The sequence below is a fragment of the Treponema sp. UBA785 genome (assembly GCF_002297065.1).
Taxonomy (GTDB): domain Bacteria; phylum Spirochaetota; class Spirochaetia; order Treponematales; family Treponemataceae; genus Treponema_D.
Genome location: NZ_DBJD01000091.1, coordinates 15,803 through 39,324, shown reverse-complemented (window position 1 = coordinate 39,324; position 23,522 = coordinate 15,803). Strand labels below are relative to the sequence as shown.

15 protein-coding genes and 1 tRNA gene are annotated in these 23,522 nt (G+C 39.1%); 8 read left to right on the top strand and 8 right to left on the bottom strand.

Translation table 11 applies throughout. From position 1 onward, the window contains the following. Positions 1-134: 134 nt before the first annotated feature. From B2X33_RS08350 to lnt, 6 genes are all read right to left on the bottom strand, one after another. A tRNA-Met gene (locus B2X33_RS08350) sits at positions 135-207 on the bottom strand. A gap of 112 nt (positions 208-319) precedes the next feature. Continuing rightward, entirely contained in the window at positions 320-1,045 is a 726-nt protein-coding gene (locus B2X33_RS08345) for an anaerobic ribonucleoside-triphosphate reductase activating protein (protein ID WP_296668973.1), read from the bottom strand. Between the two features lie 50 nt (positions 1,046-1,095). After that, the gene (gene nrdD, locus B2X33_RS08340) at positions 1,096-1,653 is read right to left on the bottom strand and encodes an anaerobic ribonucleoside-triphosphate reductase (protein WP_296668971.1); all 558 of its coding nucleotides are present in this window, start codon (positions 1,651-1,653) and stop codon (positions 1,096-1,098) included. Between the two features lie 27 nt (positions 1,654-1,680). Then, on the bottom strand, positions 1,681-3,816 hold the full coding sequence (locus B2X33_RS08335; protein WP_296022730.1) for a ribonucleoside triphosphate reductase: 2,136 nt from the start codon (positions 3,814-3,816) through the stop codon (positions 1,681-1,683). Positions 3,817-3,818: 2 nt separating this feature from the next. Then, entirely contained in the window at positions 3,819-4,322 is a 504-nt protein-coding gene (gene nrdR / locus B2X33_RS08330) for a transcriptional regulator NrdR (RefSeq protein ID WP_296668969.1), read from the bottom strand. 47 nt (positions 4,323-4,369) lie between these two features. Further along, entirely contained in the window at positions 4,370-6,058 is a 1,689-nt protein-coding gene (lnt, locus tag B2X33_RS08325) for an apolipoprotein N-acyltransferase (protein WP_296668967.1), read from the bottom strand. Between the two features lie 113 nt (positions 6,059-6,171). Between lnt and B2X33_RS08320 the strand changes: the two genes are divergently transcribed. From B2X33_RS08320 to B2X33_RS08305, 4 genes are read left to right on the top strand one after another with little or no spacing between them, the layout of a single operon-like run. After that, positions 6,172-7,359 carry a galactokinase gene (locus B2X33_RS08320; RefSeq protein ID WP_296022733.1) on the top strand — a complete coding sequence of 396 codons (1,188 nt, stop codon included), beginning with the start codon at positions 6,172-6,174 and terminating at the stop codon, positions 7,357-7,359. After that, positions 7,352-8,131 carry a 5'/3'-nucleotidase SurE gene (gene surE, locus B2X33_RS08315; protein WP_296668966.1) on the top strand — a complete coding sequence of 260 codons (780 nt, stop codon included), beginning with the start codon at positions 7,352-7,354 and terminating at the stop codon, positions 8,129-8,131. Before B2X33_RS08320 ends, surE begins: the two co-directional genes overlap by 8 nt. 46 nt (positions 8,132-8,177) lie before the next feature. After that, positions 8,178-8,864, top strand: coding sequence for a tetratricopeptide repeat protein (locus B2X33_RS08310; protein WP_296022735.1), 687 nt, complete (start codon positions 8,178-8,180; stop codon positions 8,862-8,864). Position 8,865: 1 nt separating this feature from the next. Beyond that, on the top strand, positions 8,866-10,971 hold the full coding sequence (locus B2X33_RS08305) for a hypothetical protein (RefSeq protein ID WP_296668963.1): 2,106 nt from the start codon (positions 8,866-8,868) through the stop codon (positions 10,969-10,971). A 13-nt stretch (positions 10,972-10,984) separates the two neighbouring features. On the opposite strand, the gene dinB is transcribed toward B2X33_RS08305, so the two are convergent. Both dinB and B2X33_RS08295 read right to left on the bottom strand, forming a co-directional pair. Continuing rightward, positions 10,985-16,906, bottom strand: a complete 5,922-nt coding sequence (gene dinB / locus B2X33_RS08300; RefSeq protein ID WP_296668961.1) for a DNA polymerase IV — start codon at positions 16,904-16,906, stop codon at positions 10,985-10,987. Then, the gene (locus tag B2X33_RS08295; RefSeq protein ID WP_296668959.1) at positions 16,903-18,837 is read right to left on the bottom strand and encodes a hypothetical protein; all 1,935 of its coding nucleotides are present in this window, start codon (positions 18,835-18,837) and stop codon (positions 16,903-16,905) included. The genes dinB and B2X33_RS08295 overlap by 4 nt, the downstream gene beginning before the upstream one ends. Positions 18,838-18,957: 120 nt before the next feature. Between B2X33_RS08295 and B2X33_RS08290 the strand changes: the two genes are divergently transcribed. The 4 genes from B2X33_RS08290 (at position 18,958) to ligA (ending at position 23,518) form a co-directional block, all read left to right on the top strand. Beyond that, complete coding sequence (locus tag B2X33_RS08290) at positions 18,958-20,121, top strand: DUF8084 family protein (RefSeq protein WP_296022739.1); 1,164 nt, start codon at positions 18,958-18,960, stop codon at positions 20,119-20,121. Between the two features lie 86 nt (positions 20,122-20,207). Next, on the top strand, positions 20,208-20,795 hold the full coding sequence (locus B2X33_RS08285; protein WP_296022740.1) for a hypothetical protein: 588 nt from the start codon (positions 20,208-20,210) through the stop codon (positions 20,793-20,795). Positions 20,796-20,867: 72 nt separating this feature from the next. Further along, entirely contained in the window at positions 20,868-21,533 is a 666-nt protein-coding gene (trmB, locus tag B2X33_RS08280; protein ID WP_296669012.1) for a tRNA (guanosine(46)-N7)-methyltransferase TrmB, read from the top strand. A gap of 47 nt (positions 21,534-21,580) precedes the next feature. After that, positions 21,581-23,518, top strand: coding sequence for an NAD-dependent DNA ligase LigA (gene ligA / locus B2X33_RS08275; protein WP_296668957.1), 1,938 nt, complete (start codon positions 21,581-21,583; stop codon positions 23,516-23,518). Positions 23,519-23,522: the final 4 nt, after the last annotated feature.

Genomic DNA, 23,522 nt, shown 5'->3' with positions numbered 1-23,522 from the left:
ATAAGAAAGTTTGCAACGCAAACTTTTAAGGATAAAAACAGACGCCATTTCCGGCTGTTTTTATCATGCCTCCTTTAAGACAGTATGGCTGAAAATAACAAGGGCTAGTCAAATTGACTAGCCCTTGAAAAAAGTAGGGGCAATAGGACTTGAACCTATGACATACGGAATATGAGTCCGGTGTTCTACCAGCTGGACTATGCCCCCAAGTGATTGTTCAACTATACCAAAGTACAAAAAAAAGGTCAAGTATCAAAATGTAAAAAAATTGAAAATAATCAAAAATAATTGGCTGTCTGTAAAAAATGCTTTTTATAAATTATCTTAGGCAGGAATTTTGAATAAATGTCTTTGCGTAGTTTATAAGTTCTGAAAGTTGAGATTCGCTGTAAGGTGGAAGCGCATTATAGAGAGGCTCAAGACAGTTTCCGGCAGAAAAACGTGCGAACTGCCATGAGGCGTCTTTTGGAAGAATTGCGGCGATATTTTCTATATCTTCTTTCTGTACGAGTGTCGGAACTAAAACTGTTCGGAATTCTCGGCTGGCGGAAGGATATTCTTTTAATATTTTTATCGATTTTTTTAAGGCCTGTTCATAATCTGTTTTGTCGTAAATGTTGGAATAATTTAAAAGCCTGTGATATTTGTGAGGGCTTGTTTTTATGTCCATTGAAATAAAATCTGGACGTGTCTGCGGATTTTCTGTAATTTGCTGTAAAAGTTCTGGCATTGTGCCGTTTGTGTCCAGCTTGATCTTGTAGTTTAATTTTTTTGCAAAAAGAATGAGTTCTTTTGTGTCAGGATTTAAAAGCGCTTCTCCTCCGGAAATTACTAATCCGTCTAGAACGTCTTTGCGTTTTATAAGGTGGGTTTTAATTTCGGTTAGGGTAAAAAGACCAGTGTCGTCTTGGGGTTTTGTTACTAACTGTGCATTGTAACAGTACGGACATCGCAGGTTGCAGTGCTTTAGAAAAACTGCGGCGCACACAGTTCCTGGAAAATCAACGAGAGATGTTTTTACGAGTGCGCCGATTTTTTCATTCATATAATTTGTTCAATTTGTCTTTTTATCCGGCAAATATAAAAATTGCGGAGTTAAACTGCCTGTGCCAGATTCATTTCTGGAATTGAAGTTTTTATGTCTTCTACGCTGTGTGCCCGCGCGATTTCAGTTCCATTTTCGTCATAGAAAATTACTGTTGGAGCAGAAAATACGCCTTTTGCGGCTGCAATTCTCAGCCCTTCGTCTGTATCAACATCAATTAACTTTCCTGTAAGATTAAGTTCTTCCATAAAGGCTTTTACTGGAGGACAGTTTGGACAGGTTTTCCTCATAAAAAATTCATAATCTGCCGGCACTGCCGATTCTTCCGAGCATGTGTTTTCGTTTTCTGAACTGTTTGTTTTGTTAAAAAGTGAAGCCTGAAGTTCCTGCTGACAGTCTGGCTGGCCTGAAAAAGTCTCGTCCACTGTAAAAAGTTTGCGATGATTGTATTCGTCGCGCTTTCCTTTGTTCCAGTTTTTTACGGCACGGTAATATCCTACAATTCTTGCATAGACCTCGGTTTCTGTTCCGTGCACGTTTTTGAGTTCTTCTCTTAAAGATTCAATCTGCGCATCGAGTTCTTCGATTGTTTTTGTCTGCTCTGTCATTTTATCTTCTCCCATTTTTGTTTATTGTTACTTTTTTTTGTTTAAAAGTGAATTTCGTTCAGCTTCAAGTTCTGCAAGTTTTTTTCTTAATTCTGCTTCTTTTTCTGCCTTGCATTTTGGACATTCAAAATGCTCTCCAGCAATGTAGCCGTGCACTGGACAAACTGAATATGTCGGGCTGATTGTAAAATACGGAATTCTGTAATTTGTAAAGACTTTTTTTACAAGATCACGGCAGGCGCGCCAGTCTTTTATCTGTTCTCCCAGGAACATATGGAAAACTGTTCCGCCTGTGTATTTTGTCTGCAATTTTTCCTGCTGGTCGAGGGCTTCAAAAACATCCGAAGTGTAATCGACTGGAAGCTGTGAGCTGTTGGTATAGTAAGGCTCGTCTTTTCCGCTTGTGATTATGCCAGGAAAGTTTGTTTTGTCATGCCGTGCCAAACGGTAAGATGTGCTTTCGGCAGGAGTTGCCTCAAGGTTGAACAGCTCGCCAGTTTTTTCCTGATAATCCTGCATTTTTGAGCGCATATGGTCGAGCACTTCACAGGCAAATTGATAGCCTTTTTTGTCTGTGATGTTTACGCCCAAAAAGTTCAGACAGCATTCGTTCATGCCGCACAGACCGATTGTGTTAAAGTGGTTGTCCAGTGTTTTTAGGTATCGCTTTGTGTATGGAAAAAGCCCGTTGTCCAAAAGCTTTTGAATTACTTTTCGCTTTATGCAGAGGCTTTGTTTTGCCAAATCCATTAGGTAGTCAAGCCTAGCGTAAAATTCTTCCTCTGTTTTTGCAAGATATCCGATTTGCGGAAGGTTGATTGTTACAACTCCGAGAGAACCTGTAAATTCGTCTGAGCCGAAAAGTCCGCCGCCTCGTTTTCTTAATTCTCGTTTGTCGAGTCTGAGCCGGCAGCACATTGAGCGGACATCATTTGGATTTAAATCCGAATTGATGAAATTTTGAAAGTAAGGTGTTCCGTATGCGCTTGTTATTTCAAACAAAAGCTTTGCATTCTCGCTGTCCCAGATGAAATCTTTTGTAATGTTGTATGTTGGAATCGGATATGCGAATCCTCGGCCGACGGCATCGCCTTCCAGAAGAAGCTCAAGAAAAGCTTTGTTTATCATGTCCATTTCTTTTTGACAGTCGCCGTATTTAAAATTCTGTTCTTTTCCGCCTACGATTGCTTTTTTATTCTTTAAGTCGTCTGGACAGATCCAGTCAAGCGTTATGTTTGTAAACGGTGCCTGGGAACCCCAGCGGCTTGGTGTGTTTACTCCGAATATGTAGCTTTGAATGCACTGTTTTACGCTTTTATAGTCAAGATTATCTGCTTTTACAAAAGGAGCAAGATATGTATCGAATGATGAAAGCGCCTGAGCGCCAGCCCATTCGTTTTGCATTATTCCCAAAAAATTGACAATTTGGTTTACCAATGTTGAAAGGTGAGATGCTGGTTTTGAGGTGATTTTGTCTGGAACACCGCCAAGTCCTTCCTGAATAAGCTGTCTTAAAGACCAGCCGGCGCAATAGCCGGAAAACATCGACAGATCGTGAATATGAAAAGCGCAGTTTTTGTGGGCTTCTGCAATTTCTGGAGTATAAATATTCTTTAGCCAGTAGTTTGCCGTTACTGTTCCTGAGTTGTGAAGAATAAGGCCTCCAAGTGAAAAATTCACGTTTGCATTTTCTTTTACGCGCCAGTCTGACTGTGCAAGGTAGCCGTCCATTGTTGCGTTTATGTCGAGCATTAAGGATTTTGAGTCGCGGATTGCCTCGTGTTTTGCACGGTAAAGAATGTATGCTTTTGCAACTTCAACTTCCTTTGCTTCTATAAGCACGTTTTCGACAATATCTTGAATTTCTTCGATTGCAGGAATTGAATGTGCGCGACGGCCTGCCAAAAGAACTCTCAGGTTTTCTTCAACCTTGTCTGTAAGTTCTTTTGCTTTTTCTGTGTCTGGAATTTTTGAAACAGCTTCAATTGCCCTGTTTACGGCTGATTCTATCTTTGAGCGGTCGTATTTTTCTATCGAGCCGTTGCGTTTTACAACCTGTCTTAAAAAGCCTTTTGTTTCTTCATCGCTGGATGAGCCCAAAAAACTTCTCCATTGCGGAAATATTGACAAATCATCGCTGTTTGTTTTTTTGAAAGATTCCACCTTTATTCTCCCTCTTCTGTTTTTTCTGTTTTGTTTTTCTTTTCACGGTTTTTCTTGGAAAGGTTGTTTACTTCTGTAACAAATTCCTCGAGATTTTCAAAGTGCTTGTATACGGAAGCAAAACGGATGTATGCAACCTTATCTATGTCGTACAGTCTTTCAAGGACGAATTCTCCCAATTCAGATGTTGAAATTTCTCGGTTCGCCTTGCCTGCGATTATTGCACGGTCTTCTATGTCATTTATGATGTTTTCTATCATATTTGTCGCAACCGGACGTTTTTCGAGGGCCCGGTCGATTCCCTTTTCGAGTTTTGTCCTGTCAAAAGGCTGCCTGCGTCCGTCTCTTTTTATTACCATAAATGGTTTTTCTTCGATTCTTTCGTAGCTTGTAAATCTGTATCCGCAGCTTACACATTCACGGCGGCGGCGGAGCGATTCTCCGTTTGCCATTGTGCGTGATTCAATGACTTTGTCGTCTAGGCTTCCACAGTAAGGACAGCGCATAAAAAAATATCCCCTCTAGCAATAGTGTTATTTTTATAACTAATTCATCATAAAACACTAAATCTAGACTGGCAATAGAATTTTTTTGATTTTGCGCAAAAAAACAAAAAACTGGCAATCAAGATTATAAGCAAATGAGGAAGCCAGTCTCCGAACTGAGAAGCGACAGTAACCTGCCTTCCGTAAACTGGAATTGAGATGCTTAAGTGCGCAGGCTCAAAAAGTGGAAGTGAAGAAATGACTTTCCCAGACGGAGAAATTACTGTTGTAACGCCAGAATTTGTGCAGCGGGCGAGGGTTGTTCTGAATTCAATCGCCCTGTAGGCTGCCACCGCAAGATGCTGGTATTCTGCTGACTGTGTTTTTGACCACGAATCGTTTGTGATATTCATAAAAAGCTCGGTTCCGGCAGAAAAAAGTCCGCGGAAAACGTGTCCAAAAGCGTCGTCAAAGCATATCGGAGCGGAAACTATAACTGAAGTTTTTTCCGGCTGTCTTTTTTCAAGAGAAATTATTTCCATATCAAGATTTTGTTTTGGCGAAGAGACAGGTATTTCAAAAACTGTGTTTTTTGTTCCTGCCGTCCATCCGTATGAAAAACCTGCGATTTTTTTTATGAAATTCCGTACAGGTTCGTATTCAACAAAGGGAATTGCTTCTGCAAATGGAACGAGATGAAGTTTTGAATATGCGCCTGCAAGTTCACCGTTTTTGTTAAAAAGAAGCGCCGCATTTGAAAATTTATGGTTTTCGCGGTCAAGAATCATCGCTCCGCCGATTATAAACGGAACTTTTTTTTCTTTTATGTATTTTATAAGAGGTTTTTTCTCCGGATGTGTCAGATAATATCCATATGAATCCGGCCATCTTCTGTTTAGGATGCCTTCGCTCCAGACAACTAAATCCGTTTTTTTATGGTTTGAAGAAAATTCTTTAATTCCCTCATCTGTAAGAAACTGAGAAACCTCAATTGCGTCTTTTTCGTTTGAGCGGTAAGTGTCCATGTCCTGCTGAACCATTACCGTATTGATATGCTTGACTGGAAATCTAGGTTTGTTGTATTGATAAAATCCATATATTGCTGTCAGTCCGAAGAGAATAAAAAATGTTTTTGCCGCGAGCTTGTACGAAAAAACGCAGCTTTTAAGGTTGAGGATTTTTTTATGTTCGTTTATAAGAAGAATTCCCTGCGCAACGACCGAAGAAAAAAGCGCAAAAATAAAAGTTACGCCGTATTGGCCTGTAATGTCTGCGATTTGCATAAAAAACGGCCACGAAAGTGCTGTCATGGAAAGAGTTCCCCACGGATATGCTAAAAATCCTGTCGATTTGCACCACTCGTAAACGACATAGACGCCTGTAAACCAGAAAATCTTAATCAGAATAAAAATTCCCGGCAAACCCCTGTTTTTTTGAGAAAAAGGAAAGAATAAAAACCAGCCGATTATTCCTTCGATAAAGGCTGTTCCCAGAAGGCTTGCTCCGAGTGTAAAAAGCGCCATTCCCTGAAAATTTTTTAGCCAGAAACTTGAAAATAAATGAACAAGGCCTCCGTGTAAAAATGAAAGCCAGAATGCTTCTTTGTAACTTTGTGAACGTGAAATTGCTATATATAGAGGAACGAGTGCAAAAAGCGCAAAGAGCGGGCACCCGATTTTAAATAATTCATTTGGAATTGCAAGCGAAATTAGCAGGCTGGAAAAAAAAGATAAAAAAACTTGTAAAAAACAGAACATTATAATATCATTCTATAAATATTGATTTTTTTTAGCAAGGTTTTGAAAATATCCAAGCATATTTAAAAATGTAAATAAAAAGTTAATCGTTGCACCAAAAGTAGAGAGGCACTATGGAACAGGCAGATTTTACCAGAAATGAGCACTTGCAGGAATATCAGGTAAAACCAGCTGTTATTGCTGTTGCGAACGGCCGATTTCATTTGATTGGCGAACATACTTGGTTTGCAAAGGATAAAACTTTATCTATGGCAGTTGACCTGCCTGTTTTTGTCGCTGTTTCTAAACGGCAGGACGTTTCGCTCAGATTTTATTTTTCCCAGTTAAAAGACAGAAAACGCGGAACTTTAACCGCGTTGAAATTCAGAAAAGAAGACCGCTGGGCAAATGCTCTTAAAGCGATTGTTTACGGTTTTATTTCAGGTGGTTTTGACCTTTCTGGAATAGATTTTACGGTTTATTCCCAGGTTTTACCTTCTGCCGGATGCGGAATTACGACAGCAATAAAAGTTGCAACTGCCTATGCAATCAGAAAGCTTTTCAATCTTCAGTGCTCGGATTCTCAGCTTTTGCAGGTAATTGAGCGTGGAAACAAGATTTTCCTTAATCTTGAGAATTACATGGCGGATTATTTTTCTGCAATCTATTCAAAAGAAAATTCACTTGTTCTTACGGATTATTCAACAGGTTCTTGTGATTTGGTTCCGTTCAACTTTGAAGATAAGATAATTCTTCTTACAGATACTAAAGTTCCGAGAGTTGAAATTTGGAATGAAGAAACTATTCAGCAGCCTGAAAATGTCCTTCTTCTCGGCGAGTTAAAGGAACGGAAGTCAAATGTTTACGGAGGATGGGTTTATGAAGAAAATCCTTCCGAAGTAAATGATGTTCTTTCTGTGGTGCCGGAAGATACTCGAAGGCGTTTACAGTGCATTATGCGTGAACACAAATACGTCCTCGAAGCTCAGAAATCGCTTATGGCCGGAGAATTCGGAGGTTTTGCGAGGGCTGTTAATCACAGTTATAAAAATATGCGCGAAGACTATGAGCTTTCTTGTCCGGAAATTGATTGGATTTTAAAAAGATTGCAGGAGATAAATCCAAATGCGCAAGATTCAAGAAATCCAGTTTCGTGCGGAAGAATTACAGGCAAAGGTTTTGGACGCATGACTTACACGATTATGAACCGTTCAGACGAGCAGGCGTTTAGAAAAACTCTTGCCGAATACGAGCGAATTTTTGGATTCAAGGCGTCCTGTTACGAAGTCCGGCCTGCTGGCGGGGTACAGGTAATTGAATAATTCAAAAAAACTGAATTTATTGCTCACAAACGATGATGGAATTTCTGCTCCGGGGCTTCAGATTCTTGCAGAAACTTTAAAAAAAGTTGCAAATGTTTATGTTCTGGCTCCGTCTTCCAACAGATCTGCCGTTTCCTCTCATATTGTAATGCACGAGTCGCTGACTTTTAAGCGGTTTGCGGAAAACGAATGGTCTTGCTCAGGTTATCCTGCAGACTGCGTAATTTCGGCCTTGCGTTCAAATCTTTTTGAAAATGTTGAATTTGATGCTGTTTTTTCAGGAATAAACAAGGGCCCGAACATGGGAACCGACTGTATTTATTCAGGAACGGTCGCAGCGGCAAGACAGGCGGTTTTGTACGGTTTGCCGGGAATTGCAGTAAGCCTAAAAGCAGAAAGCGGAGAATATGCTCAGGACGGTTATGAATATGACGCATTGGCGGAATTTGTAAAGAACAACCTTGAAAGATTGATTTCGCTTTATGAGCCTGACTGTATTGTGAGCGTGAATGCGAAATCTCAGGAAAAATATGATTCAGCCTTTTTAACTTCCTTGTGTACAAGAGATTATAAAGATAAAATAGAATTTGAAGAAATCGAAGAAGGTTTGCTGAAAAGCACTCTTTTAAGCGGAGATTTGACGACGACAGGACCTGAGCTATTGAACGAATATGAGGCGGTAGAGTCGGGAAACATTGCAATAACGAGAATTTGCGCTGAGCCTGTTGATTTTGAGCCGGCTTTGAACCGTAAGATTGATTTTGTTTTTTAGCTGGAAAATATCGTAATTCGGGTTAATGGGCGCGGGAGGTTGATTTATGGCAGAAAAAAGTTCATCGCCTCTTTTTGAGGGAATTTCTCTTTATAAAAAAGGCGATTATACATCTGCTCTTGCATTTTTTATTTCTCTTCCTGAAAATTCTGGAATTGATAATATTGAACTCGCATATTACATTGGTCTTTGCTATGCAAAACTCGAAAGATATGACGATGCTCTTTTGTATCTTGAGCAGGTTATAACTTCAGAAACTCAAAGTCCGCGCGTTTTGCAGTGCCGCTATCTTTTGGCGGTGATTTATGCGCTGATTGGAAAAAAACGCCTTGCCGATTTTGAATTGAATAAACTTCTCGAAACTGGTTATAAGCCGGCGGACGTTTACGCTTCTCTTGCCTATGTTGCATGGCAGCAGAATGAATTTGAAAAATGCCTCGATTATTACAAAAAATCGCTTGAAATAGATCCTGAAAACGTTACATCTCTTAACGGAATGGGCTATGTTCTTGCCTGCTTGGAAAAAGATCTTGCAAAGGCCCTGTCTTATTGCAAAAAGGCACTCGACAAAGAGCCTCAGTCCGCAGCCTGCCTTGATTCTGTTGGCTGGGTTTATTACAAGCTTGGCTTAAAAAAAGATGCTGCAAAATACCTTCTTCAGGCTTATGCCCTTCGTCCGGAAAATGCAGAAATCATCGAACATTTAAAAATCGCCCAGGTGGAAGTGAACTGAAATGAAAAATAAAATACTAAAAACCCTGATACTGCTGCCATTTTTTTTTGCAGGTTTTAATTCATTTTCTCAGAATTATATCTTTACGAGCGAGGAAGCCCGTGTAAAAAATTCAACTGGCGTGCGTTCTGCTCAGGCAGGTTTTGCTGAAGAGGAATTTAGAAAAGGCGTTCAAGCTTATTACCGCGGAAGTTACAATGACGCAATCTTGGAATTTGAAAAAGCTCTTTCTTATCTTCCGTCGGAAAATATAATTCTCGAATGGCTTGGAAAAGCTTACTATCGTGCAGGTCTTGAAGGAACAGCGCTTGAACAATGGCAGACAGCAAGCGATAATAATTACGGCGGACTTTTGCTTAAAAACAAAATAGAAATTGTCCGTGAAAGAAGAATTTCAAACAACAGTTACAATGACCCTGTAAAATACACGGAAAGCGGAAGTTATTCAGGAAATTCTCCGGACGGAAAAAATTTGGTTTTTAGCCAGCCCGTTTCGATTCTTGCAAATTCTGACGGCTCAATGTGGATTGTTTCTTATGGTTCAAACGAACTTTTAAGAATGGACATCAACGGTTTTGTTTTTGAACGCTCGAACGGATCTTTTGCAGGTTTTGACAGACCGATGGACATAATTCGCCTCAATGACGGTAATCTTCTTATAAGCGAATTTGCCGGAGACAGACTGAGTCTTTTTTCTTCAAGCGGAAGATTTTTAAAGCATTTTGGTTCTAAAGGCCTTGGAACTGGAAATTTTGTCGGCCCGCAGTATCTTGCAACTGATGAAATCGGGAATATTTACGTGTCAGATTTTGGAAATGCGCGGATTGATGTTTTTGACAGGGACGGAAACGGACTTTTCTTTTTTGGACAGAAAGCTGAAAAATCTTCCGGTTTTGACGGTTTAAAAGCTCCGTCCGGAGTTGCTGTCTCTGGAAATGAAGTTTTTGTCGCCGATGCTGTAACCGGAGCTGTTTATCGTTTTGATGCGGCAGGAAATTATCTGGGACTTTTGTGTCTCGAAAAAACTTTTGTTCACCCGGAATCAATGAAAAAATGGGGAAATTATCTTGTTGTTTGCGACGGAAATAAAATTTATTCGGTTGATACAGAAAATGGAACGGTTTTTGAAAATGTCCGCACTGGAAATGCTCCTTCTTATTTGACATGCGCGGTTCCTGACGTAAACGGAAATCTTCTCGCAACGGATTACCGCACGAACGAAATTTATGTAATGTCCAAGATGTCTGAACTTGTCGGCGGACTTTTTGTTCAAATCGAAAAAGTCGACGCTTCAAAATTTCCAGAGGTAAAGGTTGAAGTTAAGGTTGAAAACCGCCACAGACAAGCAGTTGTCGGTCTTAAAGAGCAAAATTTTGTGATTACAGAAAAAAAAGGCTCAGTTCAGAATTATGTTTTTGAAGGCGCCTCTTATGTGAACGATTTTGCGGATATTACGGTTGTAATTGACCGAAGTTTTGAAGCTGCTCAATATTCGAGAGAAATTGAGGCCGCTGTCCGCGAAATTGCATCTTCTATGAATGAACACGCAAATAAAGGAACTCTTAGGATTGTAACTTCCGGGGCTGTTCCTGTACTTGAGTATGAAGGTTCTCCTGAAAAAGCCTTAAATTTTAGTCTTCAGTCGATGAAAAATCCTCTGTCAGAAAAATGTACTGTCGATTTGGCAATCAGGCTTGCTGCGAACGGTTTAATTTCCGGCGAAAAAAAGAGAGCGGTTGTTTTAATCGGAGCAGGAAAATTAAGCGAGAATTCATTTAACAGATACGGACTTACGGATTTGACCGCATATTTAAACAACAATTCAATTATTCTTTCGTCAGTTCTTGTTGCAAAAACTAGCGTGGCTCCTGAACTTGCATATATTTGCGAGCATACAGCAGGAAATGAATATTATGTTTACCGGACGGAAGGCTTAAAAAATGTCGTAAAAGATGTTATTGATGCTCCGTGCGGAATTTACGTTTTGTCGTTTACTTCATCGCAATCAACCCAGTTTGGCGAAAAATATCTTCCTGTCGAAGTTGAAGCGTATTTGATGAACCGTTCTGGCCGTGATGACAGCGGATATTTTGCTCCGCTTCAATAAAAACAATAAAAACTTAGAATTTTATTGTTGCTCCGATTTGGGCGTTTGCCGAAAGACTTGCGTTTTTGTCCCAATAGCAGCTGTAGCTTAAGCCGAGCGAACTGTTTATGCAGACGAATTTATTCAGTTGAATGTCCAGTTCATGAAGATATTCAAAAAAATTATGCTCGGAGGCTTTTGTTCCTGTTAGTGAAGAAGAGCTTTCTCTCGAAAAAACAGCATTCAGGCTGTCAGAACGGTTTATTTTTGTCTGATTTTGCGTTTTTTGTGCGGAAAAAAGTTCAAACCGCCTAAAAAAATAAACGAAAAATTTTTCAATAAAAGAAGATTCGCCAGGTCTTTTCCAGACAAAAGTAGACTTTGCGGAAAGATTGTTTTTGTCTTCAAAAGAAAATTCAAATCCAGCCTTTAATGTCTCGTCTTTCTTTATGTAAAAAATATCCTGCTGGTAAAACGAAATTACTGCCTTCGAAGATGAAAAATTCTGGCCGGGAGTTTTTAAGGTAATCGAAAAAGACGTAAGGTATTCATCTTGTTCAAAAAGGTCCGTAAGGTGAATTGCACTGTTTTTTCCAAAGACATTCAGCGCGCTAAAAACTAAAATTCCTTTTAACTGGCATACGTCGGTTACCGAAGATGAAGTTTTTATGTCGCGTTCAAAAGAAACCGAGGCATTTTGAGGCAAAAAAAAGTCTTTTGAATTTCCAAAGAAATTTCTTTTCCATCCGGCGGAATAAAGCGAAGAATAGTAGATGCTTTCGGCCGAGTCTTCATTCATCATCGGATCTTTTAAAACTTCATTCTTTATTGAGTTGCTGAAAATGTCATAAAACGGAAGCGCCTTAAAGTACCAGATTTTTTTGTTCAGAGTAGACGCAAGATGTTCAAAATCGTCCGAATAGTTTTCAGTTTTGCCGTTTTTTTGTGTTCCGCCAGTGGATTTTTTCCAGCTGAAAGAAAAATTATTCTTTTTTATGGAAAAAGGAACGGAAAAAGTCTGGCTTGTCTTGTCTGAATAAGTTATATATGCCGAATTTTTGAAGCTTTCTTCGGAAGAAAAATTGTATTCGGGAGAAAAACTATTTTTTTCCAGGTTGAATTTTAAATTCGCCTTTGCAAAAACATTTCTTTTTGCGGCTTCCAGTTTTCCTGGGCTAAATTCAAGCGAATTGATTTTATTCCAGGAATCGAAATAATTTTTTGTATCGTAATATTTTGTTTCTCCGGAATCTGTGGAAATTATTTTTTGTTTTGCGCCAGAGTGCATTTCAAAAACAAAAGGCCGGGTTTTTAAGTGAATTTTTGCAGAAATATTCTGGTTTTGCGCCCAAATATCTGAATCTGCGGCGGCGTCTGCTGAAAAAACAATTGGCAAATTGAGCGGTGAAAAGTCGGCTAAAAGCGAATTGGATTTTTTGAGGCTTTCGTCATCGTGGTTAAAAGAATAATTTTCTTCAATATTTAAAATTTTAAAAAAAGGTCTTGTGTTTTTGACTGTGTGCGAAGCCGAAGACAGCGGCATTGACGAATCCAAGGAGCGTCCGGCATCAAGCGAAAAATAAATTTCTGAAAAAGTAAAGCTTGTTTTTGCGCTTCCGGAAAAGTGATTTCCGTTTTCTAAATTGCCAGTGCTTATCTGAGAACTGGTTCTTCCGTCAGCTTGAAAACTTGCGTCTTTGAGAATTGCATAATCTTTTATTTTTATAATTTCGCCGTTTTTTTGCCATGAAGTTTTTACAATATCTTGAAGAAGAAAATAAGGCGAGCTGTCCGTAAGCATAAAACTGTCAAAGGCGAGCTCTGTCTGTGTCTGCGAGACTGAATGAAATTCGGCGCAGAATCTAGTTGGAACGACAGAAATGTCGATTTTTTCGACTGAGCCGTAATTTGATTTTTTGTCGGAAAGATTTATTTTTATGTCTGAGAATTTTTGTGTCTGAGAAAGTTTTATAAGCTCTTCTGCGCTCAGTTTTATTTTTACAGCGGTTTTAAAACTTCCGTCGCTTTGAGGCCGGTCAAATGATAAAATTAAAAAAGTTTCGTCGTCACAAGTCAAATTTTTTGAGGAGAATTTTGTATTCAGCCTTAAAAACTTGTAGCCGTCGAGGTTGATTTCGCCAAAATATCTTGTGAGCGTAAAAATTTCTTCCGAAGAATTTTTGAATTCAAAAAAAGTCATGTAGTTTGAGCTTCCGGCTTTTTCGCGTGCAGTAAAAACTTCATAATCTGAACCGTTTTCTGTGCTTACAAAAAATCCCGATTCCTTTGCTTCGTAAGGTCCTGCAAAAATTCTTCCAATTTTTTTTGATTTTGAAGTGAGAATGAGCCTTCCGTCGCAGTCTGTCGCAAGAAGAGATTTTTCTTCGTCCGAAATTTTTACTGTAACAGTCTGCCATTCGCCTTTTTTTTCTTTATTGAACGCAAGTTTAACGTCTGAGTCGCATTGTCCTTCCGAGCTTCCGATTTTCCAGGTGGGAATTTGGTTTTTGTCTTCAAAGCTCAGTTCTTCATCGGCATTTACACCGAGCTGAAGGTAAAGCTCAAAATCCGAAAGACTAAAAAAGTCGGAATTTTCATCAATTTTTAAGGCGAGCGAGAATTCGCTGCAGGAAGGCAAAATTCCGGAAAGTGCCGGAAATTTAAGTGAAGTTCCTGCCCAAAAAGGTGATGTTTCTGCCGCATTTTCGGAAAAATTGGAAAAATCCCATTCAAAACTTGCCGAATAACCTGTAATCGAGGAATCAGATTGTCCGTTTTTTGCTTTGACTGAACCGTTTTTAGAGCCTTTTAGTTCAATCTTCCGTTCACTTTCGCCTGGCCGTGAGTTTAAAAACGGCAGAATGTCGTCTGGAATGGTGGCCGCGGCGTCTTTTGCAAGATAAAAGGTTTCTGTTTTTTCTTCGTCCATTCCAGAAATCAGGCATTTTCCGGTCGTATTTGAGCTTTCGAGGCTTACGGCTCCTGTATTCTTGAATTTAAAATTTTCGGCCGAATATTCAAGGCCTGTTGCTAAAACTGCATGTCCTGGAGAAGAAGTTGTTAAGGTTGTGTGATTTTTTTCGCTGTCTGTGCTTGGAAGAGCCCAGCTTCCTGCAAAAGCAAAATCTCCGCTAAGGTTTTTTGTGAACTGTTTTTTTATTCCGCCTGCCGCCGTAATTGCCCTGGAAGACGAATCTGAACAGTCTTCGTACCATTGAGCCGTTATTTTATCGGAAGCCGAAACCGAAGTTGAGAGCGTTATGCAGCCAGATTCCTTGTCGTAAGCTGCGCTCGCATCCTGAATTCCGTTTTTGTAAACAAGGACTGTTCCGCCTGTTGCATTCGTGCCGATTTCAAAGCGGTTTACAGGCGTAAAACTTCGTACGCAAACTTTTAAATCTGAAGAAGTTTTTAGCCCAAGATAAATTTCCTCAGCTTCCGTGCAAAAAGGAAATCTGTATTCTGCCGAAAGAGGAGAATTGGAATTTTTAAAAAAAACATCGGCATAAATGTGCGGTGAATTAAAAAAATCTGTCAGAACGTCCGAAAAATCGTTTTCGCCTAGGGTAACAAAAAAATTTTCATTTTGAACTGAGGTTGTGCCGGAGCAAACTGCTGCTTCTCCGGAAGATAAAAGTCCTGCGTCGTAACGGTAGCAGACAGCGTATGGTGAAAATTTCTTTGGATATTGAATATAAAAAACCTCGTTTCCGTCAATTTTTCCGGTTAGCGAAAGCGAATAGTTTTTTAAGTTTTTTGAAAAAACTTCTTGAACTTCGCCTAAAAAACCGCTGCCATTTTTTTCTTCTGCTTCTCCATAAGTTCCAAGCTCGGAACGCGCAACTGAAGGCGGGTAGGAAGAATCGTATTCAACTGCGACAGCTGGCAAAATTCCAGAAGTTTTAGAAGCATTTGCTTCCTTTGAAAGAAAAATTGAATAATTTGAAGCGCTCAAAAGGAATTGCGATGAATTTAATTTTTTGAATGTCCGGCCGTTTTCGTCTTTGTAATTTCCGTCCGAATTTTCTACAAAAACCGACTTAACGGCAAGAACGGCTTGTTTTGAAGGAAGCACGAATTGAAAACCTGTTTCGTATGCAGAAAGTTCTATTTTTTGCTCAGAAACGCTGTTTTTCCCGTACCAGGTCTTGGATTTTGCTTCGAGAGAGTCGTACCTAAAAATTGCATCTGCGCTTAAAGTTTGTGTTTCAAAATGAGCAGAAATTCCTGGAGCAAGATTTTCGCCGCCTCCAGGACTTCGGTTTAAATCGTCAATTGAATAGCCGGATTCAAAAACAATTCCGCGGTTTGCAATCCTTGCGCTTTTTAAAATTCCGTCTCCGTAATATCCTGCCGCAACCGTGTTTTTGTCAAAATGATCTGCAAAACCAGCTTCAAAGTACCAGTGTTTTTCAAGCAAAAAAAACAGGCTAAGATTGACTTCTGATAAAATAACTGGAGTGCTGAGCGAAAGCGCCGGCGTTGAGCCGAACCCGAAACTTGAAGAAAATCCTCCGTTTACGAGGGATTTCCAGTAGCCTTCGGCAAAAAAATCGACATTTTTGTCAAAAATTGAATAGTTAAAAAGGCTTTTTTTTTCTTTAAGCGGAATTTCGTCAGATTCATCGGTTTGAGGCGGAAGCAAAGTCGAATTAAAAACAATTGAACCTGCTCCGTCTGCATTTCTTTCGGTTTGAGTAGAAACTAATGGCGAAGAAAATGTTTTTTGCGCGGAAAATATAAAAAACATTGACGGAATGACAAAAAAAACAATGCTTTTTAACGAATCTTTTCCCAAAAGCCTTGCCTTTGTAATTTTTATTCCCGGTATTTTTTTTTCTGCTTTTAAAACTGCTTCTTCAACCTTCCGTTTTTTTTCTTCATCAAAATTAAAAAGTTCCACCTGATGCGGATTTGAGGCGCTTTCTGTGTTTTGCAAGGCAAGTCCCAAAAGCCTTATTCCTTTTGAAGTGTCCGCTTTTTTGTCAAAAAGTTTTTTTGCACGTTCAAAAAGGTCGTCAATGCTGCCTATTTCTCTGGTCGAAGTTTCCTGAGCTGTTGTCGTTGTAAAATTTTCGTAGCGGATTTTTAGGCCGATCGTCCAGCTTCTCAAATTTTCTTTTCGCATCCGCCATATTACCGTGTAACTTAATTCGAGAAGGGCGGTTTCGATTGCTTCTTTTGATGTCAGGTCAAAAGGATAAGTGTTTTCTGCGCTGATTGCGTGGGTTTTTGGAGTTTGATTGAATGTTTCTTTTTCCTGACCGCGGACGGCATCGTATAAAAAAGTTCCTGTCACCTGTCCAAAAAGTGCCGCAAGAAGATTTTTAGGCTTTGAATGAAGGTCTTTTGTTGTGTTTATTCCGTTTCTGTTTAGCAGGGCGAGTGTTTTATCTCCTATTCCCCAGATTTTTTTTAGTGGAAGCGAAAGCATAAAATTTTCTTCGTTTCCTTCTTTTACTTCAAAAAATCCATCCGGCTTTTTTATTTCTGAGGCGAGTTTTGCAAGGTATTTTGTCGGCGCAAGTCCGATTGAAACTGTCAGTCCTGTTTCTCTTTTTACATCGGTCTTTATTTTTTTTGCCGTTTCGTCTGGAGGTCCAAAAAGCTTTTCTGTTCCTGTAAGGTCGATAAAGGCCTCGTCGATTGAAATCTGCTGTACGTCAGGAGAATATCGCGAAAAAATTTCCATAATTTTTCCAGACATCTCAAGATAGCGCTTCATTCTCGGATGAACAAAAATCCCGTTTGGACACAGTCTTGCCGCTATTGCGGTTGGCATTGCCGAATGAACGCCGTATTTTCTGGCTTCGTATGAGGCTGTCGAAACAACAGCCCTGCGGTCTTCCGGTTTTCCACCGACAATTACAGGAAGATTTTTCCATTCTGGATGGTCAAGAATTTCAACAGAGGCAAAAAACGCGTCTAAATCTGCATGGATGAAAAAATTTTTCACTTTGACTTATCCCCGGAAACAAAAATAGAAACGGTTTCTTTTTCAAATTCATTTTGATTTTCTGTTGCGTAAAAAGAAGTTATCGTGACGATTTTTGAAGTGTTTTTTTCCGTTGAAAAGTCAATTTCAAAATTTTGCGGCGGAAAGTCAGGAATATTAAAATCCACGGTTTTTGAATTATTTAAAGCCAGATAACTGTAATTTGAATCTAAAACCGGCGTATTTTGCTCGCTCGAAATGTTTACTGAGCATCGGACTGCCTGCTTTTTTGATTTTATTTTTAATCGGCTTGAGCGGAGCATTGAAGAATCATCATTAAAAATTTTACAAAAAAGATTTTTTTCTGTTGAATTTTCAAGAATTTGAGGATTTTCAAAGCTGTGTTTTTTGTTGTAAACAAATTTTGTTGTTAAAAAAGCAAAAATCGTTATGACGGCGGCAATTATTGCAGCAGAGATAAAGGTAAAACCTGCAATTTTTTTTAGGCTGAGAGATTTGTCCTTGTTGATGACGCGAAGGCGCACAAGAATTTTTAGCCAGATAATCTGGAACGGAAAAAGAATAAGGCTGAGCATGATGTTTACCTGTTTTCCGCTCGAAATTAAAATTTTAATGTCCGGGGCGTTTACGTTTGCAAAGTAAACTGCAACATAAGACAAAAAAGGCAGAAGCATAAGCGAAAACGTAATTATAAGCGAAAGCAATTTTGAAGAATTCCGCGTAAAGTAAATTATAAAATATTCAAGGGCGAAAACCCAAAAAACCGTAATGTCCGCCATGCTGAAAAGAAAAATATTTGCAGCCGAAACAAGAATAATCATAAAACCGTAGATGAACGATGTGCCAGGAAGCTTTAAATGTGACTGAAACAGAAAAAATACGGAAATTACAATTACGGAAATAAAAAGTTTTGCCGCAAATTGAATTACGGGATTCGCTTGGGAAATAAAAGCCAGATTTTTACAGCAGAATTGTCCAGCATAAAGCGAAAAAACACTTGCGCACAGCATTGCAGGAATAAAAAGCCAATATCTTGAAAAATCTTTCTTTGACTGAAGCCGATTTTTTCCAGTAAAGGTAAAGCAGACCAAAAAAAGAATTACAAGAATTCCGAAAATCTCGACAGAAAGTATATTTTTAAATTCGTTTATCCAAAAAGTGTGGTTTGCCAAAGTGATAAATGAATAATGAACATCGTTTTTTTCGTTTTGAAAAGGAATATGATTTTGAATAAAATTTTCAAGGGCAGAAATCTGTTCAACCTTAGAAAATTGCAATTTTATGCATGGAACTCCTTCCTTAAAAAAAGCCGCCATCTGTTCATCGCCAAAAAGAAGACCTGCCCTGTAAATTGAAAGCAGTTTTTGCGGAACTGAAAAGGGAATGTTTTTGCTCAAAAAAGAATCGACAGTTTCCTTTGCAAGCCACATTGGAGTTGAACTTTTTCCGCCAGTTGTAAAAATTTCAGCCTTTGCTTTTGTGTTCTTTGAAAAGTTAATCAAGACGGCAAAATATTCTGAGCCGTCGTCTAAATTTCCTGCAAAATTTTCAGTTCCTTGTAAAAAAAACTTATATTCCGGAAAAAGACTATTTCTGTCATCAAGGGCTGTAAAAACGAATTCAACTGGAAAAGCCCTTTTCATTTTTTTAGTTTTTTCGACAAGAGACAAAATTTCGTCCGGATATTCAAAAAAATCTTCCTGGGAAATAAGAACCAGCATTGTTTTTGCCGAAGCAGCCGGCAAAGAAGGTTCAAGGCGAATGTTTACATTGAACGGAAAAACATCGTTTCCTGTCGGGGCAAGCTCAAGTCTATGAAAAGAAAAATCGGATTTTTCAAGCAGTTGTTCTGTGTAAAGAGAAAGTTCCGCTCCTTTTAGAAAATGTTTTTCGGCGCTTTTCGCCTGCGGATAAAAAATGATGTAATTCAATAGCAGTAAAGAAATTAAAAACTTCCGCAGAACTCTAAAACTCATTCTAACAGAATATAATTTGAAGGTTTACAATGCAAGCCCCTTGCAGTATAATTAGAAACGTTAGTTGGAGAAAAGATGTCTGCTGAAAAAAAATTTTCACTTAATCTACCGCTCAAAGTCATTTTGACAGAAGAGGGAGCATCACATTTTATCAGTAATAAAATTAAACTTTTGCGTTTCAGGCTTGCTGACAATATTGAAGAATATGGAATTTCGCTGAATCCATTTTCACCTCAGTCGTTGCAAAATATGATTTTGGTGAATTACATTTCAAAAATTGAAATTTCCATGTCGGAATTTGTTTCAGTTCGTCAAGAAGTTATGGATCTTTCAAAAGTTGTGGTTTATTCGCTTCTTTACAAACAGTTTGACCGCCAGCTTTTTGCGGATTTTATTCAAACTGATGCCGTTCAAAAACACAACCGTAAAAATCCCACTCAGTTGATTGATGAACGCACAAAAATGTCCGAAAACCAGCTCAGACAGATACTTGCTTCTCAAAAAGCGACTGTTCAGCTTGCAAAAAAGGAAATTTTGGATCCAGTCTGGAAATCTTTGATGGAAAACAAAGACTATTCTCTCGAAGAAAAAAATATCTATCTTCTTATGACCGAAAAGTTCTTGAACCGTCTTTCTTTGATGAACTGGTACATAATTACAAAATTCTACCGCACAGAAGGTTTTTCTCAGATCAATATCGCAATTCGCCATCTTCTTCAGGTTTATATGGAAAAGAGCCGTGTTGCCGAATATATTTCAATTCTCGTAATGGAACTTGCCCTCAACAGTGAAAATACAAATATGCGTAAGGAAGCGAAGCGTATGTTTGCAGGAATTGAAGATGTTGATGCGCTTATTTACGATCCTGAGCAGCGTGAAAAAATCGTTGCCGAATTAAAGCGCAATCATGAACAGGTTTTTATTTCTTGGAAGCTCGGCGGCGGTTCGTCTGCAATCGGAAAACAAGGAAGACTTCAGATAACCCTTTACAATAAGGACGATGAGTTTCAGGAAGTAAAGGAAAATATCGAGTCAAAGGCTTCTGCCGACACTAATAAAAAATCGTTGATTGACTTTTACAGGGAATTGCCTGAAGGGCAGGAAAGCACAGATTTGGGGCTTTATTACCTTTCTTACCTTGATGACGCCTGCAAAAAAGTGAATGTAAAGTTTGAATCAATCGTAAATCAGTTCTCTTCAAGCGATTTGACGGTCATAAACCTTATTTTTAATTTTTAGGTCAAATGAAAAGCCATCGGAATTTAAAAATAAGAATCCTGTCTTTTTGTCTCTCGTTGTGTCTGATTTTGGCAGTTTTTCTTTTTTTGTCATGTTCCGAATCGTCGGCAAATATCCTTTCTGTAAATGCGAGCGTTGTTTTTGATTACAAAGATGAAAAGTCGCTTCCAGAAACAAGTCTTTCAGTCTTTGTTCAGGGCGAATACGAGGCTCAGAGGGCGGATTTTCTTAAAATTACAAAAATTGAGGAAAATTACAGCTGGAATGTTTATTCTCCAGTGATTTTTGAAAGCCAGAACAAAAACTGGATTGGTTATCCGTCTTTGCGCGCTGCAGAAGGCAAGGCTATAAAAAACGGTGAATATGAAGTTTTGTATGCAGATGCCGCTGGAAACGAATCTGAAGAAAAGTTTTTTATAAAATATAACGAAGAAATCCTTAAGTCAAAACCAGAAAATGTCCGCAAGGCCGCCGGCATAAATTTAAGCGAAGTTGTCATTCTTTTTGACAAAAACATGAATATGCTTTTTTATGGAACTGCAAAAAGAGCCTGGAAGAAAAATTCTGATATTTTAAAAGAATACAGCCGGGCTTTTTTCAAAAGACGGATTTTGACGGATGCTTCTGGAACTGTCGTTATAAAACTTCCTCTTGAAAATTTAATTGAAAAATAAAAAAGGATTTGATTTATGAATGAAATTGCAGAAACAGAAAATAAAAAATGCTCGCTTTCTGCCGAAGAGTCGATGAAGCGCACAATCCGCACTTTTGCAATTCGCGCCGGTCATTTTACAGCTTGTGAAAAAAAAGATTATGCCCAGCTTTTGCCACTTTTTGGAGTGCAATATAGAGAAGAAATTTTAGATTTTGGGAAAATTTTTGGAAATAAAAATCCGCTCGTAATCGAAATCGGCTTTGGAATGGGAAAAGCTACTGCAATAATTGCAGAAAATAATCCTGATATAAACTATCTCGGTCTTGAAGTTCATAAGCCTGGAGTTGGAAAACTTCTTGGAGAAATCAGAACACGGAATTTAAAAAATATCCGCATAATTGAACACGATGCAATGGAAGTTTTGGAAAACATGATTGCTCCTGAAAGCGTCGATGCTTTTCATATTTTCTTTCCAGATCCGTGGCAGAAAAAGCGCCATGAAAAAAGACGCTTGATTCAGAGGCCGAGAACGGACTTGATTGCTTCGCGCTTAAAAAAAGACGGCTATCTGTATTTTGTTACGGACTGGCTTCCTTACGCGGAATTTGGCCTTGAGCAACTTGAAAAAACTCCCGGCCTTAAAAACAAATATGAAGGTTACGCTCCTCATCAGCAGTGGCGGCCTGAGACTCGTTTTGAGCAAAAAGGGATTGATGCAAACCGTGTAATTAACGAGATGATGTTTATAAAGCAGTAATTTGCCCAAAATTGTGAGAGCGTCAGCCTTAAAAAAGAGGGGATTTTATGGGAGATCTTTTTGACATAGGTCAAAGCGCAAGAATTTCAGAATTAGTTAGTTTAATAAAAAGATACCAGGCTTCTTATTACAACGGTGAAGCTGAAATTTCGGATTTTGAATTTGATAAACTCTGGGACGAATTAAAACTTTTGGATCCGAAAAATCCTGTTCTGCAAAAAGTTGGAGCGGACAGCGGAAATTTTGCAAAAGTACGCCATATTATGCCTATGGGAAGCCAGGAAAAAGCCGCCGATCCTCAGCAGTTTTTAACATGGACAAAAAATCATTCGTATTCAGAATATCTTGTTGAATACAAGCTTGACGGCGCAAGCCTTGAGCTTCAGTTTGAGCATGGAATTTTAAAAGCAGCTGTAACTCGCGGAGACGGAACTGTTGGCGATGACATTACTCTTAATGCAAAAAAAATGCACGGAGTTCCATCGGCCCTTTGCTCTTTTAACGGAAAAATTCTTGATTATACGGGCGGCGTGCGTGGCGAAGTTATAATGACGCATTCTGTTCATGACAGTTTGTATGCAGATAAGGCGAATTGCCGGAATGCCGCCAATGGTCTTATGAAAAGAAAGGACGGTCTTGGAAGCGAAAATCTAAAACTCATTGCTTACGATGCCTGGGCTTCGGATGGAAACCAGCCTTTTAAAGATGAGGAAGAAAAAATTGTCTGGCTTAAAAATTGCGGATTTAATGTTGTTCCTCTAAAAATTTGCCATTCAGCAGATGAAGTGATCGAATACCGTGCCTCAGTTATGGAAGAGCGAAAAAATCTTGAATACGACATAGACGGACTTGTTGTAAAAGAGCGGACAATAAACCATGCAGACGCAAGCCGTGCGCGCCCGGACAGACAGATTGCATTTAAATTCAGCCTGGAAGAAGCTGTGTCGGTTTTGCGCAATGTCGAATGGAGTGAATCTGGAGCAACTTATACTCCTGTGGCTGTTTTTGACGAAGTTCAGCTGAATGGAACTACAGTGCAGAGGGCGTCTCTTTCAAATCCCGAAACAATGCGAAGACTTGGCGTAAAAATCGGAAGCAAAATCGTCGTAGTAAAGAGAGGAGAAATAATTCCAAAAATCGAAAGCGTCGTTCCTGCCGAAAAAGGACAGAGCTTTTCGGAAATTCAAATTCCCGAAAAATGTTCCTGCTGCGGTTCAAAACTTACGGACGAGGGAACAAGGCTTTTTTGTCCGAATAAAAACTGCGAAAAAAGAATTTTGCATCAGCTTCTAAAATGGGTCAGTGTGATTGACATTCGCGACCTTGGCGAAACTTTGATAAGATCTCTTTTTAATTCTTCCAGGGTGCGTTCGATTAGCGATTTGTATACTCTTACGGTCGAAGAGCTGACACCGTATTTTTTGAATGCAGAAAGCCGTCAAAAAGAAAAAGAAAGCCTTGGAGCGCAGAAAGTTTATGATTCAATTCAGTCCCACAGAAAGGCAAAATTAGCCGCCTTTATCGCTGGCTTTGATATTGAAGACATGGGCGAAACTATGATTCAAAAGCTTGTTGACAGCGGATTTAACACTTTGGAAAAAATGCTTGAGGCAAAAGCTGAAGATTTTTCAAAAGTCTATGGATTTGCAGAAATTTCTGCCAGAAACTTTTTTGAAGGCCTTGAAGAAAACAAAGACGAACTTGTTTTTCTCTCAAAAAACTACATTCAAGTTGAAGAAGGAAGTGCTTCTGGTGTTTTTGCAGGTAAGTCTTTCTGTTTTACTGGTGAACTTGAGACGATGAAAAGGCTGGACGCCGAATCCCTCGTAAAGGAAAACGGCGGAACATGCAAATCGTCTGTCACAAAAGACCTTTCTTATCTTGTGACAAATGACACAGCAAGCGGTTCTTCAAAAAATGTAAAGGCCGCAAAACTAGGAATTCCGGTAATTACAGAAGAGCAGTTTCTTGCTCTCTTAAAGTAGCGCT